Genomic DNA, 17735 nt, shown 5'->3' on the forward strand with positions numbered 1-17735 from the left:
TGATGTGTGATAATGATGCATTTGATATAACACCTGCAAAAATTTTACAGGATGTGTCCACGACGGTGATAACGGTAACTTTTTCTCCTAAGGCGGTGACATCTTATACAGGAAACATACAGGTGAGCGGAACAGACTTGGATGTCGTATATACTGTTTCGGGGAAAGGGTTATCTGAGAATTCTCCGGTTATATATTCTTCGGTTGGAGATCTTAATTTTGGAGCGGTGTCAAAAGGCTCTTCCCGTCAGCTTTCTTTTTATGTGACAGCGGAGAATCTGGCAGAAGATGTGATGATAACAGCAGATAATTCTTCTTTCTCGGTGACTCCTGAGGTTATTCCTGCAAATCTGTCTGAACCACAGCAAATAACTGTCGTTTTTGCTCCGGATACGGAAAATGAATATTCGGGAGAACTTTCTTTTGTTGCTTTCGGACTTGAAAAGAAAATTTCTTTAACCGGTATCGGAGCAGCGGGTGGTGAGACTCCTGTGTCGGTTGAGAATGCCATAGCGGAAAAAGGAGCTAAGCGGATTGTTGGTTATTATTTGGGATGTATTACTTCGACTGGTTTGAATGAGGGGTATATTCAAGATCGTTATATCGCTATTGCCGATTCGAAAGATGAAGTTTATAATAATAGAAAGCATAAAATTATGGTGATAGAACTGCCTGCCGGCAGTACGAGAAATGAGTGGGGTAGCAAATCGCATCCGGAGTTAATCGGACGTCAGATTTGGGTAGAAGGTAATGTGGGGAACGATCCTTCTGGCAAAGGTTGTGCGGCAGGGTTTAAAATTTCCGGAGGAGATAAAATCGGCTTTTATGTTCCTGTAGAGATAAAGTCTCCTCAAGTCGAACTTTCGACTTCGGTATTGGATTTTGGTACCGTGGCATGTGGGGAAAGCAAAGAATTGCAGTTTTCTTTCACCCCGACTGATTTGGCAAGCGGATTGGATATTATATCGAATTATGCCGATTTTTCGGTCGATTTGTCTCACGTAGATCAGGATAGCACCGAACCGCAGATGGTGAAAGTGAAATTTACTCCGGTAAGAGGTGGTAATGCAACGGGTTTTATTACGATAAAAGGAGATGGCATAAATGAGACTGTGAAGGTTTTGGGTGTAGGAGAGGCTGTGATGCCTCCGATCTTGATGGAAACGAGCATTGAAGAGTTGGTGTTTGAAGATGTTGTTGCCGGTCAATTTGAAGAACAGACATTTACGGTTGTTTTTTCTGGTTTATCAGAAGATATAACAGTGACGTGCGATAATCCTATATTTGAAGTGAATCCTTCTTTGATAATAGTTGATGGTAAAAGCGAACAAACCGTTACGGTAAAATTTGCACCGAGTTCAGTGCAGGAATATACCGCTTTACTTCTATTGAAAAGCGGAGAAGTTGAGAAAACTGTTGCTCTTCGGGGAAAATCTGTTGCAGCACCTTCTGTTGATACCGATGTCGCTGAACTGGATTTCGGACGTGTCGCTATCGGTGATCAGCCTGAGAAGAGACGCTTTATATTGGATGTTGCCAATTTGAAAGAAAGTGTGTTATTGACTTCGTCTGATGAATGCTTTGTCCTTTCTAAGACGGAGATTCCGGTAGATGCATCCGGTGAGCAAGAAATAATCGTGACATTTACTCCCGATGAGCAGGGACGGATATCTGGAGAGATATTAATCTATTATGGCGGAGAAGAGGTAAAGAGTATAGACCTTTTGGCAGAAGCATATTATCATACAGTCATTGATTTTGCCGGAATAACGGAATTGGACTTTGGATCTGATTTGACAACGGAACCGGTATCCCGTTCACTTAAATTGTCTTTGTTGCATATGGAGAATGATGTGACAGTAACATTGGAAGGTGAAGATGCAGCGTTGTTTGCCGTTTCATCTTCTGTTATTGGTCGAGATGAGGAAAACGGTGAAAAGGATATAGAGATTACATTTACTCCTGAGTCTGAAGGAGTTTATAATGCAACAGTGATATTTTCTGATGGTAAAGGTTTTTCTTATGAAATTGCTCTTTCGGCGGTCGTTACTTCTGTTTCCGGAATAAAAGGCGATTCGGTATCGGAAAAGAGACCTTACGGATTTAATGGAAATCTTTATGTCTCAGCACCGAGGGGTACTGTTGTGAATGTATTTACTTTAAAGGGAACTCTTGTAAAAATGATAAAGGCGACAGGTCGGGAAATTGTAATCCCCGTTCCTCAAAAGAATGTGATTGTGGTAGTTGAGAATAAAGCGTATAAGGTTAGTTTGTAATAGCGAAGAGTCCTGACGGTATCAATGGGTTAATTCAGGGTTGATTTTCGTTTTTTGAAGTCGGCCCTGAATTTTTGTTGAATAATAGTATGGAGTTGTTTTATTTTTTATGTTTTTTTACTATGTTTGAAATGGATTATTTATAAAAAAGTGAAAAATGAGAAAGAAGTTATATTGTTGTACTGTTACGATTCTGTTTTTATTGATAGGGTGTCGGAGTTCGCTGCAAGAGCGGGTCTTGTCTCCTGACGGGCGTATTGAGGTCGTCTTGAATAATCCGGACGGTGGAAATCTTAGTTACTCGGTGAATGTAGAAGGAGAGAGTTTTATAAGGGATTCCCGTTTGGGCTTTGTTTTTAAAGATTCCCTTATATCAGGGCCGTTTAGAATAAGTAAGACCGAATTTTCTTCGAAAGATGAAGTTTGGACTCAACCGTGGGGGGAAAATAAAAAGAACAGAAATCATTATAACGAGATGTCTGTTTGTCTGGAGAACGAAGAAGATGTGTCTTTGGTGATTCGTTTCAGGGTCTTTGATGACGGTATCGGATTCAGATATGAGTATGAGCATCCTGACAAGGATTCTTTAGTCGTTATGGATGAACTGACCGAATTCGATTTTGCACAGGATGGCCGGTCTTGGTCGATTCCTGCAAATTTCGAGACTTACGAATTGTTATATATTCCACAAAAAATCAGTGAAGTGGAGACCGCTAATACTCCGATTACTTTTAGGACGGATAACGGTATCTATGCAAGCATTCATGAGGCTGCGTTATATGATTTCCCGGAGATGACATTAAAAAAATGCGGAGAGCGGAAATTCAAATCCGAGTTAGCTCCTTTGCCCGATGGCACGAAAGCTCATGTCCCGGGTGCATTTAAAACGGCATGGCGCACGATTCAGATCGCTCCTAAGGCTGTAGGTTTGATAAACTCATCTCTTATTTTGAACTTAAACGATCCTTGTGTCCTTGATTCTATAGATTGGATAAAACCGATGAAGTATGTTGGTGTTTGGTGGGGGATGCATCTTGGTGTCGAGTCTTGGGTTATTAATGACCGTCATGGTGCGACAACGGAGAATGCTAAACGCTATATAGATTTTGCGGCAGCCCATAATATCGAAGGTGTTTTATTTGAAGGTTGGAATGAGGGCTGGGAAAGTTGGGGCGGCCGTCAGAATTTTGACTATACGAAGCCTTATGCCGATTTCGATATGGATGAAATTGCTGCTTATGCACAGGAAAAGGGAGTTCGTATTATCGGACATCATGAAACCGGAGGAAATGTCCCGAATTATGAAAGGCAGTTGGATAAGGCGTTGCGTTGGTATGTCGATTATGGAGTACACGATCTGAAAACCGGTTATGCCGGAGCTATGCCCGGAGGGTATTGGCATCACAGTCAATATGGTGTTCGGCATTACCAGAAGGTAGTGGAAACTGCGGCAAAATATAGAATAACCGTAAATGCACATGAACCGATAAAGGATACCGGTATTCGTCGGACATGGCCGAATATGATGTCTCGAGAAGGAGCTCGAGGTATGGAATGGAATGCATGGAGTGAAGGAAATCCGCCGTCTCATCATGAAATATTGCCTTTTACTCGTTTGTTGGGTGGCCCTATGGATTATACTCCGGGAACATTCGATATCCTATTCAAGAAAACCCGCAACTCTCCGTTACGTAAAAAATGGAACGACTTGGATAAAGGGAATAGTCGAGTAAACACGACTCTTGCCAAACAAATTGCGAATTGGGTAATTTTGTACAGTCCGTTGCAGATGGCTTCGGATATGATCGAGAATTATGAAAATCATCCGGCATTTCAGTTCTTTATTGATTTTGATGCCGATTGCGACCGTTCTGAAGCCTTAGTCGGTGAACCGGGAGAGTATATCGCGGTTATGCGTCAAGCCGGTGATCGGTTTTACCTTGGAGCGACTACGAATGAAAACGGACGTACGATAAACATTCCTCTTGACTTTTTAAGCCCCGACATAAAATATCACGCGGATATTTATGCTGACGGGGATAATGCACATTGGAAAGATAATCCTACGGATTATAAGATAGAACATAGGATTGTGACTTCTGCCGATACGTTACATATGAAATTGGCAGACGGAGGAGGGCAGGCTGTTTATTTCCGTCCGGAATGATGAACATAAAAAATGCGGGATATCCCGCATTTTTTGTATGTCAATCGATGCCGTACATATCGTTTTTGCACTTAATACCTTTGACCGGTATCTCTATGATTTTTTTTCGTATTCGGTCAAATCTCCAAGCTTGTTTTACCGTATCGAATATTTCGGTATCGATCCAATCTATATCATCCGGCAGAAGAACGATGAGTTCATTGTCTATTCGACCGTTCAGCATTACGTTTCCTGTCCATCCGATATTCAGTTCTGTCCCTTGCAACTGAAGTGTGTCGAGAAGTTTCCACAGAGGCATACCGCTGTTGTTTCTTGCAGAGAGTTCGTCAAATAGCAGATAGGTAATTCTTTTTTTGTCGTTTTGCAGTACATGCACACCGTAATCGTCCGAAATTAATGCTCCTCCGAAATCGGTACAATCTTGAAATTCGGGAAGATCTAAAGCGTTGCTGTACATATCCGAAGGTTTGACTGTATCCGTTTCTTGCTTTGTTTCGATGATAACAGCGGGTAGAATTTCATTTTCTTGACGAGCCTCTTCATTTGAGTTTTTAGGAGAATTGCATCCTAAGAGAAGAAAAATTACTACAAAAGAAAAAAGATGCTTTTTCATAATTCGTAATGAATCATTTTATTTAATTAAAAGCTTGTTTAAATTTCCCGATCAAGAAGTTGTCGATCAAGTCGATCCATTATCTTCCTTTTGTAAAATACATAATAGTATCTTCAAGAAAATCGTTCAAAATAAACTCTCCAAAATTTAGACAGGCTCTAAAGCTCTTTAACTAAAATCCTGAAGTTGTCACCATCGCTTCAAGATCGATTTCGGGCTACAAAAGTAGTAAAAAGCTTTATTGTATGTATCTGTCGGAGAGATATTTTTTTGTTAAATATCGTGGGAAAATTATCTTTTAGTTTTTGATTTGTTATTTCAAAAGTTTGTTTAATTTCTCTAATAAAAAATATTATCCGGTTGTTTTTCCCCTTTTCTTCCGGTCTATAACGATATTGACGGTATCGGTATGGTTTTGCTATTGAGAGAGGAACCGCCTGTTCATGTGGATTTTTCTTAAACTTTGTCCGAGTAAATTTTAGATAGGCTCTAAAAAGCTTCATTATTTTTTGTATGTTTGTTACATGGAATTTAGAACGATCGTACCTTGTGAAAAATTGCAACATCAGATCTCTCATCGGGATAAGATTTTGTTGTTGGGTTCTTGTTTTGCCGAGAATATAGGGCATTTATTGGTTGCTCATAAATTTAATGTAAAAATTAATCCTACGGGTATTTTGTATAATCCGGTTTCCATTGCAGACGCTTTGCAAATGATGTCGGACCGTTATCAATATACAGTAAATGATATTTTTCGGGATGGTAATCTTTGGCACAGTTTTCGGCATCATTCCCGTTTTTCACATACAGATCCGGAACTATGTATTGACGGAATTAATCGGGAGTTGAAGGCTGGAGCGGAACAACTGCACCGGGCGTCTTGGCTGTTGGTGACTTTTGGTACGGCATACGTCTATTCTTTGCGGGAGACCGGAAAGGTGGTTGCTAATTGTCATAAATTGCCGGCTTCGTTGTTCGATCGTCGTCGTGTCGGAGTCGATGAGATGATTCGGGGATGGATTCCTCTGATAGAACGTTTGTCAGATTCGAACCCCGAATTAAGAATTATGTTTACGGTCAGCCCGATCCGTCATTTAAGAGACGGTGCGCATGAAAACCAACTTAGTAAATCTGTCTTGCTTTTATTCGTGGACGAGTTATGTCGGATGTATCCTGATAGGTGCATCTATTTTCCTTCTTATGAGATCGTTATGGACGAGTTGAGGGATTACCGTTTTTATGATGCCGGAATGACACATCCGAATGAGCAGGCGATAAGATATATTTGGGAGCGTTTTTCCGAAGCGTGTTTCTCTGAAGAGACCCAGACCTTGAACCGGGAGTGGGAACGTCTTGAAAAAGCGTTGAATCATCGCCCTCTTACTCCGGATAAGGACGCATTCCGGGATTTTACTATGCAAAATTTGTTTAAACTGAAAAAAATCCGGGAAAAATATTCTTACTTTGATCTTTCGAAAGAGATAGATTCTCTGGAGTTGTTTTTAAAAACATTATAACCGGATGAATTATAAAATAACAGATATCGTTTGCATTTTACAGGCAAAGTGCGATATAGTACATGAGTGTACGGTATCGGATTTATTAACGGATAGTCGTTCTTTGACTTTCCCCGAAAAGACTCTTTTTTTTGCATTGGTGACAAAACGTAACGATGCTCATCGATATATAGGAGACTTGTATAGAAAAGGTGTCCGTAACTTTGTCGTGAGCTCTTTACCGGAAGACCGGAAGCAGATGGCAGATGCCAATTTCCTTTTGGTAAAAGATACCTTGTCTGCTTTGCAAAGTCTTGCGGCTGCACATCGAAAACGTTTCAAGATTCCGGTGATAGGAGTTGCCGGGAGTAATGGGAAAACCGTAGTAAAAGAGTGGCTTTACCAGTTATTGCATGAGGATTATAATATGGTGCGTTCTCCGCGTAGTTATAATTCGCAGATCGGAGTGCCGCTTTCTGTTTGGGAGATCGATGAGAATACCGAGCTTGCCGTTATTGAAGCCGGAATCTCCAAACCCGGAGAAATGGATAAGTTGGAAGCGATAATAAAACCGACATTCGGTATTTTGACTTATTTGGGAGATGCCCATCAGGAGGGATTTTCTTCGATGCAGGAGAAATGTATCGAGAAACTTTCTCTTTTTACGCATTCCGAATCGGTTATCTATGATGGAGATGATCCTCTGATTGTAGATTCTGCCGAAAAAATGTGCATGGGAACACGGGAAATAGCCTGGTCGAGAAAAGACAAAGACAGGGCTTTATATATTTCTAAAATTGTAAAAGGAGAAGATTCGACCCGTATCGATTATGATTATTTGCGTTTTTCTTCTTCATTTACGATACCTTTTGTAGAAGATGCATCGATAGAAGATGCGATACATTGTCTGGCGGTTATGCTTTACTTGGGTAAAACCGGAGAAGAAATTGCAGCTCGCATGTGTAAGCTTGAGCCTGTCGCTATGCGTATGGAGGTAAAAGAGGGTCGTAATGGTTGTCTTATCATTAATGATTCGTATAATTCGGACATTAATTCTTTGGATATTGCCCTTGATTTTCAGAACAGGCGTTCGGCGGCACGGGGAATGAGACGTACGTTGATATTGTCGGATATATTGCAATCGGGAATGTCGCCCGATGAGTTGTATCGGCGTGTTGCCGAGATTGTCATTCATAAGAAGATCGACAGGTTTATAGGGATAGGCCGGGAGCTTTTGTCATATAAGTCCCTTTTCCCTATGGAAGCGGAATTTTATTCTACTACCGGAGAGTTTTTGTCGTCAGGGGCGGCAGAGTGTTTCTCGAATGAGCTTATCTTGATCAAGGGTTCTCGGAATTATCATTTTGAAGAAATTTCGGAAGCTTTGGAATTGAAGCAGCATGAAACGATTTTGGAAGTTAATCTGGATGCAATTATAGATAATTATAATTATTATAAACAAAAGCTGAAACCTGAAACCAAAATTATTTGTATGGTGAAAGCTTTCGGTTATGGAGCGGGTTCGTATGAGTTGGCTAAAACTCTGCAGGATCGGGGATGCGATTATCTGGCCGTGGCTGTGGCGGACGAAGGCGCTGAGTTGAGGAAAGCCGGCATAACGATGCCGATTATGGTTATGAATCCTGAAATGAATAGTTTCCGTACGTTGTTCCGTTATTCTCTTGAACCGGAAGTCTATAGTTTTAAATTATTGGATGCTTTAATATATGAAGCAGAACGACAGGGAATTATGCGTTATCCGATACATGTCAAGATAGATTCGGGAATGCATAGACTCGGATTTACATTGGAAGATATGCCACGTTTGTCGGAGCGGCTGAAATCTCAAACGACAGTGATGGCACGATCTGTATTTTCTCATTTTGCCGGAAGCGACGAACCTCGTTTCGATGCTTTCTCACGTCAGCAGATCGCTTTGTTTAAGGAGTGTGCCGTTGCGGTGCAATCTGCTACTCCCCAACCGGTAATGCGGCATATTCTGAATACTTCCGGAATTACCCGGTTTACCGAAGAGCAGATGGAGGCCGTTCGTTTGGGGATAGGTCTTTACGGCATTTCGGCTTGCGGGATGGATACGGACTTGCGTACTGTCTCGACGTTGAAAACTACGATTTTACAAATTAAAGAACTGGATGAGGACCAGACGGTCGGATATAGCCGACGTGGAGTACTTACACGTCGTTCTCGGATTGCCGCTATTCCTATCGGTTATGCAGACGGATTGAATCGGCATTTGGGCAATCGAAAAGGAGCAGTTGTCGTTAATGGGAAGAGAGCGCCGATTGTCGGGAATATATGTATGGATGTTTGTATGATCGATGTTACGGATATCGATTGCAAGGAAGGAGATCGTGTGGAGATATTCGGGGAACAGTTACCGGTAACGGAAGTTGCAGAATGGCTACAAACGATTCCGTATGAAATATTGACCTCGGTTTCTTCCCGAGTGAAGAGGGTATATTATAGAGAATAGTTCTTTTTTGTATTTAATATTTATATCCGATTTGTGATAATCTAAGGTAATTGTTCCGAGCCAACATACAGGCTCCAATGACTCCAGCTTTATCTTTTAATTTAGAAATTGTGATAACGGAGTCTTTGTTGGCAAGGTTAAGAGAAAATTTATTAATAGCACTTATAATTGGCAGACTGATATAATCTCCGGTTTGTGATAATTCTCCTCCGATTATCACTAATCCGGGATTAAAAATATTGATAAGTCCGGCAATATATTTTCCTAATTTGTTTCCAGCTTCTTCAATAATATCAATGGCTAATATGTCTTCTTTGTTCACTGCATCTATAATGTCACTTAATGTTAGATTATTACCTTCTTTTATTGATGCTGAAAGAATTGAGTTTTCACCATTGAGAACACGTTGCATAAAGATACGATGAATGGCCGATCCTGAAGTTTCGGTTTCCAGACATCCTTTTTTACCGCAGTGACATAATTCTTCGTTATCGAATACACTGATATGTCCGAATTCTCCGGAGAAGCCAGATTCGCCATAATATAGCTGTCCGTTTATCATTATGCTTATACCCAGTCCCCAACTGATATTGACAAAAATAATGTTTTTTGCATTATTGGTATTATTACTCATGTATTCGCCATAAAGCATAGCACGAGTATTGTTGTCTATGAAAACTTGATATCCTAATTTTTCATAAAATAAATCGGTTAAAGGGCGCTCGCCGAAATAGAATATACTGTAGCTATATCCTGATTCGGCGTTTATACGTCCTGATATATTGATATTTATGTCCAATATTTTATTTCGGATAGATTTGTGCTTGTTTATGAAAGTTTGTATTATTTCGCAGAGGGCATTGAATGATTCTATTGTATTCTCGTTTTTAAATGAAATATTCGTTTGTAAATCAACAATATCTCCTTTAAAATTTACAATGCCAATATTAATTCCGAATTTTTTAATATCAACTCCTACAAAATAACCTGATTCGGGATTTAATCCGTATAAATTGGGGCGTCTGCCTCCACTACAGGTTTTAAGTTTACCATAGTCTATAATAAACCCCTCTTCAATCATTTCAGATATGATTTTTGCAACAGTAGGTCCGCTTAAATTGAACTCTTTTGAAAGATCTGCAATTGTTGCTCCTTTATTGTAGATGTAAAAATTTATAATACTCTTTTTTATAAGAATCTTTTTTGTGTCCACTCCGTATATCGAACTGTTGTCCATACCTATTTTTTAACCATTTTAATATAAATAGCAAATATACTCAATAACTCATTGATTTCTGTTTTCTGAATTTATAACTTAGTAAATTTCATATAAATTATATTTTCAAACATTCGGAACGGTTCTGTTTTACTGAATGTCGGTCTGTTTATTCTTTTTAAATTTGACAATTGTATAAACTGGTCTGTGGTCGGAAGCTCTCGATATGTCACCCTGTGTTAAGGTGTATGCAGAAGGAACGTCTGTCTCTACTACAGTACAAGTTATTCCGTTTTTTAGTTGCATGATATAGTCGATACGTTGAGAAGGAGATGAGGCTGGGAATGTGTTTTTGTCGGAAGAGATAATCTTCCATTTCTCTTTTAATAGGGAAATAGTTTCAGAGTCAGTCTTTGAATTGAAGTCTCCTAATAAGAAAACGGGTTTATTACTGTTTTGATACAGTTTGTACATGTTTTTGTTAATTTCTTCAGCCTCGGCCAATTGGTTTAGTTTATGGTCCAGATGCACTGATGCTACGATGTAGTCTTGAAATTCCGCGATGGCGATGATACGGTTTTCTGCTCCGGTGGGCAGAATTATTTTGAAACTGTTTTCTATTTTCTCTCGGGAAGATATGCCGATACCATATCCTCCTTTTTGATAATCTATTGCTTTACCGAAATAGTAATTGTCCCATCCCATATATTGGGTAAATCTGGCTAATTGAAAATGGCCGTTTGTACGAGTGGTGCAGCTATCCAGTTCTTGCAGACATATAATATCGGCCTTTAGTTCGCGCATAAGCGATGCTATTGTAAAATAATTTAATGGGTCATTATTATCATAGCTGAAATATTTGACATTATAACTCACGAGTTTTAATGATATATAGTCATTGTTTTCTTTATTATTGGTATTTTCTGGTAGTTCGTTTTGAGTGCAGGATATTATGCTGGAATAGGAGCACAATAGGATTGCAAAGGTTATATAGAAATCAAGATTTTTCATGAGATTGGGAATTCTGTAAAGTCGGAATATGAACAAGATTTAAAAATCATACCCCGACTTTATTGTATATTTTAGAATTTAAATTTTACTAATAATGGGAAATGGTCTGATATTTCGTTATTCTTATCATCATAAATAAAATCGGAAGCTATGACATATTTTGCCATTTGGGGATTTAGCCACAAATAGTCCACTCTCCTTAAATGTTTGGGAAATGCCCGGGTAAAAGCATCATGAAACATCAGGAATGAGTCGGAGTATCCGGCATCTTTGACAGTGTGGATAACGGAATAATCCAGTTTTCCGTTATTTAAGGCTTTGTATCTCGGATCTTTTTGTTCTCGGCGTTTGACTCGCTCTAGATATCCATCTTTGTGAGTTAAAGAATCTGTTTCACATAGAGAATTGAAATCTCCTGTGATAACGATTTTTTCGTTCTCCGGAATTAGGGCTGCATGTGAAAGAATGCGCTGTATCTCCTTTTCTCTTAAGAAAAAGCTCCATGATGATAAATGTACGACGAATAGATTGATATCGTTTATTTTTGCGTACATATATCCGTGTTCCATGTGATCGTCTACTTTTATAAGGTCACGTATGGGATACTTGGACGTTATGGCGACAGGATATCCGTTTTCTTTAGAAATTGCCGAATAGTAATGTCCATAACGAGCAGCAAGTTCTTTTAAAGATTTATCGGTAAATTTATTCATTTCCTGGAAAGCGACAATATCCGGATCTATTGTTTTTACCCATGTTACATATTTATCCATAACTTTCGGATTACTTTCGAATCCGTGTAGCACATTATAACATAGGATCTTGAAATTGTCTTGTTTCTGTTGAGCTTTTGCAGAAATGATGAAGAATAAAATAAATATAAATATACTTGTTCTTTTCATAATAATTTTATTTTAATATTTCACGTATGATTTTTTCGTAAGCTGTGGCTATTTGCATCATTCCGAGATCGCTCGGGTGAGTTCCATCGACTTTTCCGTCCTGTAATTGATCAATATCATCGAAGCTTAAATGATATATATCCTTTATTCCTTGTCTTTTTAACTTAGCGAATGCTTTATCCATAACTTTATTTACTCGGTTATAGTATCGGTGGTATCGGGGTTGTGATATTGCGTTTTTAAACCCGCTACTATATCCGTCGTGATCTGTTAATATTATAGGAGTTTGCGGATGTTTGTCTCGAATATCCTTTACGGCATTTATGATCAATGTTTCTAATTTTTTATCATCATATACTGTTTCAGAGGTTAAATTTGGTAAACAGTCTAATATGAAAATGGCTGCGTCCAGTTCGCAAATGAGTTGTATGACTTCCGGTTCTAAACGTCCGTTTCCTGAAAATCCTAGATTAATGAGTGGTTTGTTTAGTTTTCGCTGAAGTATTGACGTCCATGTCATTCCCGGTCGGCTGGCACATCCACCTTGTGTAATAGAAGTGCCATATACAATGATCGGGAGTTCGTCACGTGAGCTAAGTGGCATGAATGTCCGGTTCTCATATACTCCGATTTCTAATGAGAGTATGCTGTTATAGGGAGGCAAAAAGAGCTTATATTCCAGCCCTTCTTCATAATAACTGGGAGTCGGTTTTAATCCGGTGTATTTATAGATAATGGTATCCCCGAATGTCGTTGCAGGACGGCACCAATAGAATTTGTCCCCATTGACCGCATATAAATCGAGGCCGCTTGCTCCGACTGCTGGCATGGTTGGTAAAGTTAGTCTACCTCCGACTTTATATCGTATCTGTATTGTTGGGGAGTTTGTTTTGAATCGAATTGTCAGTCCGGATGAAAATTTAGAACGAGCCCAGACTTCCGGTCTGACAATGGATTTTGCTCGAGTAGGTAGCCTGTCATAAAAACCTTCGTGTTCTCCTTGCCAGGCTTGTCCTTCGATAGCATTTATCGTTGAGTTTTGGGGATTCCACCATTTCATTTCTTGAGCGTTTGCTATGATGCTCAAGAAAAAATATAAACAAAATATGTTTAATCTGTGATTCATAATAAAAGTAATATTAAAATTGCTAGAAGTATCCTGGATTTTGTTTTAATCCTAAATTGACCTGACTTTGTGGAATTGGTAATAAAAACTGATATTTGTTTTTGGTATAGACCAGTTTATCGAGAGCTTTACCTAGACGAACCAGATCATAAAAATAATGGTTTTCTCCATAGAATTCGAATTTGCGTTCGTCGAGTATGGCATCTATATATTTACTGGGATCATTCAGAATTTTTTTGTCTAATGGAGGGAGATTTCTTTCAGATCGTAAATAATTCAGTTTCTCAAGTCCTGATTCGTCAGGAGCGCATTCTGCAAAAATTAGGTACATTTCTGTAAATCTGGATATGGTGAACGGACATGTACTTACAGAATTATAGTTGAATTTATTTACTGTTGTATAACCGTCGTTACTTTGTCCGATGCAGAGTGTATAACGTGCATCTGTAGGGTCCATTGAATCTATAAAAGATTGAGATGGCTTGAATTGGTATGATCCTGATGGAGTCATGGCGTAGGTGTTAAATATGTTTCTGTAGTAGTACGCTCCGGTATTGTTTGAGATACACATGATAAGTTCTTTAGGCCCTACACCTACAGCTGATGCTGCCATATTAGCAGCTGGAATTAGTTGGAAGCGGGAGTCTTCGAGAAAACGGCGAGCTATCGATTTGGCTTTGTTATATTCTTTATTGTATAAATATACTCTAGCCAACAGGGCTGATGCTGCTTCGGAAGATGCATAGTAGTAGTACCGAGCTGCAGTAGGAAATTCGGGTGGAGCTTGATCCCATGAACGACATTGAGTTATTGCAATATCTAAATCATCTTTAATAAGTTGCCATACATCGGATGCAGGGGACCTCGGTATGACCTCTTCTGTAATCTGGGTAGATATTGGCACATTTCCGAACTGTGTTACTAATTTTAAATAACAATAAGCTCTTAGATAATGGAGGGATCCGATCATCTGTCTGTTGCTTATGTTTGATAGGTCGGATTTAGTGGACAAATAATTGAGCACATAATTTGCTTGATGTATTACACTATAGAAATGATAATAATAATTCTCGACGAAGCTATTGTCTGACGAAAAATTATTATGGGCAATATTGGCATTAACTAAACTTCCATTATTTGAATTGTTTTCAATTATTTCTCCCAGGCAATCATTCAATATAAGTCCGGCAGGTGTACAATCTGCTAGAGTATGATAGACTCCTCGAACAAGACTTTGGATATGTTCTGACGATAATTCGTTTTCCTGAAGGGTATCGACAGGTGTTTCTTCTAAAAGAAAGTTACATGACGAGAAAAAGATAAGTATCTGTAAGGTTGTTATAAGTTTGAAATTTTTCATATTTCTATAGATTAAAAGTTTAAGGAAAGGCCTATTAAATACATTCTGGGATTAGGTGTGCCGAAAAAGTCCTGCCCCATTTCTTTAGGAGAAAGTGTATAGCTTACTTCTGGGTCCATACCTGAGTATTTTGTCCATGTTGCTACGTTTTGCATGGTTGCGTATATACGTAGATGTTTTAGCTTAATATGTTTTACCCAATCTACCGGAAAGGTATATCCTAGTGTTATATCTTTTAATTTGAGAAAAGAACCGTCTTCAAGATAACGGTCTGAGGCCATATTGTTGTATTCTGAATTAAATAATGCTCTGGGATATTTATTACTCGTTCCCGGTCCTGTCCATCTGTTTTCAGCACTTTCTTTCAACATATTTGCATCCATTTGTCCCAATCTGTCAGAATATCCACTTCGAAAAATATTTAATATATCATTCCCATATTGATAGGAAAGAGAAATATTTAGATCGAATCCATAAAATTTAAAGGTATTTGTAAATCCACCATACCAGTCGGGCATAGCTTTTCCCGTAATCATCCGTTTAGGATTACCGTTTTCATCCAATGCATATTTCATATCTCCTGCTCGAACTCCGTTTTTGTATAAGTTTTCAGGCACTTCTTTGTCAGACTGATAGATGCCTTCTTGCTTGTATAGGTAAAATGATCCAACAGGTTTGTTGATTTCAAGAATATGGTAATTGCCGACATATACGGGAGTATTCCCTTCCATTAATTTTTTTACTTTATTATTGATAGTCGTGAAAGTTAGATTTGAAGTCCATTCGAAATTACGTTGCTTGATATTTACCGATTTCAGAGATAATTCGAGCCCGGAGTTTCTCATTTTTCCGATATTTACCAGTTTTGTTTTATAACCATATGTGGCTGGCATCGGTTTTTCAAAGAGGAGTCCGTGTGTGTTTTTTATATAGTAATCAATCGAAATATTCAACCTGTCGTTAAATAAGACGGCATCAGTTCCCACATTTATTTGTTCTGCTTTTTCCCAACTCAGATCGCGATTGCCCGGACTCTCAAGGATAATGCCGGCTTGTCCATAATATGGAGCTTCAGCACCCATGTACCGTTGAGCTGTATAATATCCTACGCCTGATTGTTCTCCGGTCATACCCCAACTGACTCTTATTTTCCAGTCGTTGATAAAGTCGAAGCTTTTCATGAAATCTTCTTTATTGATGCGCCAGGCAATAGATGCAGAAGGGAAGACTCCCCACATGCCATTTGAGGGAAACTTGGAAGATCCATCAGCGCGTACTGTTGCTGCAAGCAAATATTTATCGTCCCAACTCAAGTCTAATCTTCCGAAATGAGAGATCAGGGTACTTCCATAAGCATATCCGTTAGCACCGAATGAAGCGGCAGAACGAATATATGTGAATTGTTTAGTGGGAAAGTCCCACCCGCTGGAGATATTCCATGAACGGTTGTAATGTTCGTAAGATTGTCCTACCATTGCAGTTAATCCCAGCTTTTCTTTTATCATAGTTTTATATGTTAACGTATGTTGTAATACGTAGCGAATTGCAGTTGCACGTGATTCTCGGGTATAACCATCGTAAGACTCCATATTCGGAAAATCTGTTGTCCGATTATAAAAGTCGTTATTCGTATTGTATAGCAAACTTAGCTGTGGTTTATATATTAGGCCTTTTGCTAATTTCCAGTTCAGATAAGTAGATGCATTTGCCGAGTAAATCTTGTAATCGGAAGCAGATTCGTTTATCATGGCCTGGACATTGTGATATCGGAGGTCGATACCTCCTATCGCATACGAGCCATCTTTCTTGTAAGGTCGGTCATACGGACGTTGTGGAAATGATCGTAATATATATCCATAATTTCCGTTTTCACTCGGTACTCTGTTATTAATTGTGTGTCCGAGGCCTATTGTAACTCCAAAATTGACTTTGGAAGATATGATATGGTCTATATTTGAACGGAAGTTGATTCTTCTAAGTCGGTTTGTTTTTATGACACCTTCTTGGTCATAATAGGAAATATTTGAGTAAAACTTCGTATTTCTATTTCCTCCTCTCATGGATAGAGAGTAACGTTGAGTAATAGGTGTATCTTCCCTGAACGGGAGTTTTACCCAGTCATAATCTCCGGGATAATTAACTCCTCTCGGGTCTTTTAATAAAGGTTGATATCCAGCATCTCCTGGATTATAATTGTTATCCTTGTTATAATTATTATAAGCTTCGTTCATGACGGTCAGGTATAAATCTGTATCTGCCATTTCTGGTAGGTTATGTACTTGGCTAAATCCACAGGACATGTTCAGCGAGAAACTGGTGCGTCCACTCTGTCCTTTTTTTGTAGTAATGAGAATTACTCCGTTTGTCGCTCTTGAACCATATATAGAGGCCGCTGCGGCGTCTTTAAGGACATCTATAGATTCTATATCTGAAGGGTCTATCAGCGATAAAGGAGACTGATAAGAAGACCCGAATAATCCGGTTAATTCTGAACCGTCTTCAGTATCCATAGGTATGCCATCGATAACATATAAGGGGTCATTCCCTCCGTTAATAGATCCTACTCCTCTAATGCGTATTGTCCCTGCAGTTCCAGGATTTCCCGATACAGACTGTACTTGTACTCCGCTAAGTTTGCCTTGTAATAATTGGTCGAATGTGGCATACGAAACGGATAAGTCATCTTTTATTTTCAAAGAAGATATGGCTCCGGTGACATCTTTGCGCTGTTGTGTTGAATATCCTACAACAACAACTTCTTTCATGGATTGTTCCTTTTCTTCGAGAATGGCATTTATCTCTTTTTTATTTTTTATGTAATATTCTTTTGTCTCCATGCCGATATAGGAAAAAACCAAAGTATCTCGAGGTGCGGCTTTGATCCGATATTTACCGTTTATATCTGTAATTGTTTGAGTCGTTTTACTTTTTACAGAAACTGATACGCCGATAAGAATTTCACCTTTTGTATCTGTTACAGTTCCGGTAATTATTTTCTCAAGGCTTTGTGCCGGAAGTTTTCCGGCAGTAAATAGCCCGATGAGAATTGTAAGTGTTATTTGATATATTTTCAT

11 protein-coding genes are annotated in these 17735 nt (G+C 38.9%); 4 read left to right on the forward strand and 7 right to left on the reverse strand.

What is annotated here, in order from left to right; translation table 11 throughout:
* Positions 1–2: 2 nt before the first annotated feature.
* A complete protein-coding gene (locus tag AC0UMU_RS04385; protein ID WP_022390474.1) occupies positions 3–2276 on the forward strand; it encodes a choice-of-anchor D domain-containing protein in 2274 nt (757 codons plus the stop codon).
* A gap of 157 nt (positions 2277–2433) precedes the next feature.
* The gene (locus tag AC0UMU_RS04390) at positions 2434–4443 is read left to right on the forward strand and encodes a glycoside hydrolase family 97 protein (protein ID WP_022390475.1); all 2010 of its coding nucleotides are present in this window, start codon (positions 2434–2436) and stop codon (positions 4441–4443) included.
* A 40-nt stretch (positions 4444–4483) separates the two neighbouring features.
* Here the strand turns inward: AC0UMU_RS04390 and AC0UMU_RS04395 are convergent, their stop codons facing one another.
* Positions 4484–5056 carry a hypothetical protein gene (locus AC0UMU_RS04395; RefSeq protein WP_122337369.1) on the reverse strand — a complete coding sequence of 191 codons (573 nt, stop codon included), beginning with the start codon at positions 5054–5056 and terminating at the stop codon, positions 4484–4486.
* Positions 5057–5580: 524 nt separating this feature from the next.
* On the opposite strand from AC0UMU_RS04395, the gene AC0UMU_RS04400 reads away from it, so the two are divergent.
* Both AC0UMU_RS04400 and AC0UMU_RS04405 read left to right on the forward strand, forming a co-directional pair.
* Entirely contained in the window at positions 5581–6573 is a 993-nt protein-coding gene (locus AC0UMU_RS04400) for a GSCFA domain-containing protein (protein WP_473979880.1), read from the forward strand.
* Between the two features lie 4 nt (positions 6574–6577).
* The gene (locus AC0UMU_RS04405) at positions 6578–9046 is read left to right on the forward strand and encodes a bifunctional UDP-N-acetylmuramoyl-tripeptide:D-alanyl-D-alanine ligase/alanine racemase (protein WP_022390478.1); all 2469 of its coding nucleotides are present in this window, start codon (positions 6578–6580) and stop codon (positions 9044–9046) included.
* Between the two features lie 13 nt (positions 9047–9059).
* Here AC0UMU_RS04405 and AC0UMU_RS04410 read toward each other — a convergent pair whose 3' ends face one another.
* The 6 genes from AC0UMU_RS04410 to AC0UMU_RS04435 form a co-directional block, all read right to left on the reverse strand.
* Positions 9060–10283, reverse strand: coding sequence for an ROK family transcriptional regulator (locus tag AC0UMU_RS04410; RefSeq protein WP_278716252.1), 1224 nt, complete (start codon positions 10281–10283; stop codon positions 9060–9062).
* A 129-nt stretch (positions 10284–10412) separates the two neighbouring features.
* The gene (locus AC0UMU_RS04415; RefSeq protein WP_022390480.1) at positions 10413–11273 is read right to left on the reverse strand and encodes an endonuclease/exonuclease/phosphatase family protein; all 861 of its coding nucleotides are present in this window, start codon (positions 11271–11273) and stop codon (positions 10413–10415) included.
* Between the two features lie 71 nt (positions 11274–11344).
* Positions 11345–12175 carry an endonuclease/exonuclease/phosphatase family protein gene (locus AC0UMU_RS04420; RefSeq protein ID WP_022390481.1) on the reverse strand — a complete coding sequence of 277 codons (831 nt, stop codon included), beginning with the start codon at positions 12173–12175 and terminating at the stop codon, positions 11345–11347.
* 7 nt (positions 12176–12182) lie between these two features.
* Positions 12183–13301, reverse strand: a complete 1119-nt coding sequence (locus AC0UMU_RS04425; protein ID WP_022390482.1) for an SGNH/GDSL hydrolase family protein — start codon at positions 13299–13301, stop codon at positions 12183–12185.
* A 22-nt stretch (positions 13302–13323) separates the two neighbouring features.
* On the reverse strand, positions 13324–14661 hold the full coding sequence (locus AC0UMU_RS04430; RefSeq protein ID WP_278716249.1) for a RagB/SusD family nutrient uptake outer membrane protein: 1338 nt from the start codon (positions 14659–14661) through the stop codon (positions 13324–13326).
* A gap of 11 nt (positions 14662–14672) precedes the next feature.
* Positions 14673–17735 (reverse strand): SusC/RagA family TonB-linked outer membrane protein, encoded by a 3063-nt coding sequence (locus AC0UMU_RS04435; protein WP_278716246.1) that lies wholly within the window; start codon positions 17733–17735, stop codon positions 14673–14675.

The sequence above is a fragment of the Coprobacter fastidiosus genome (genome assembly GCF_982245605.1).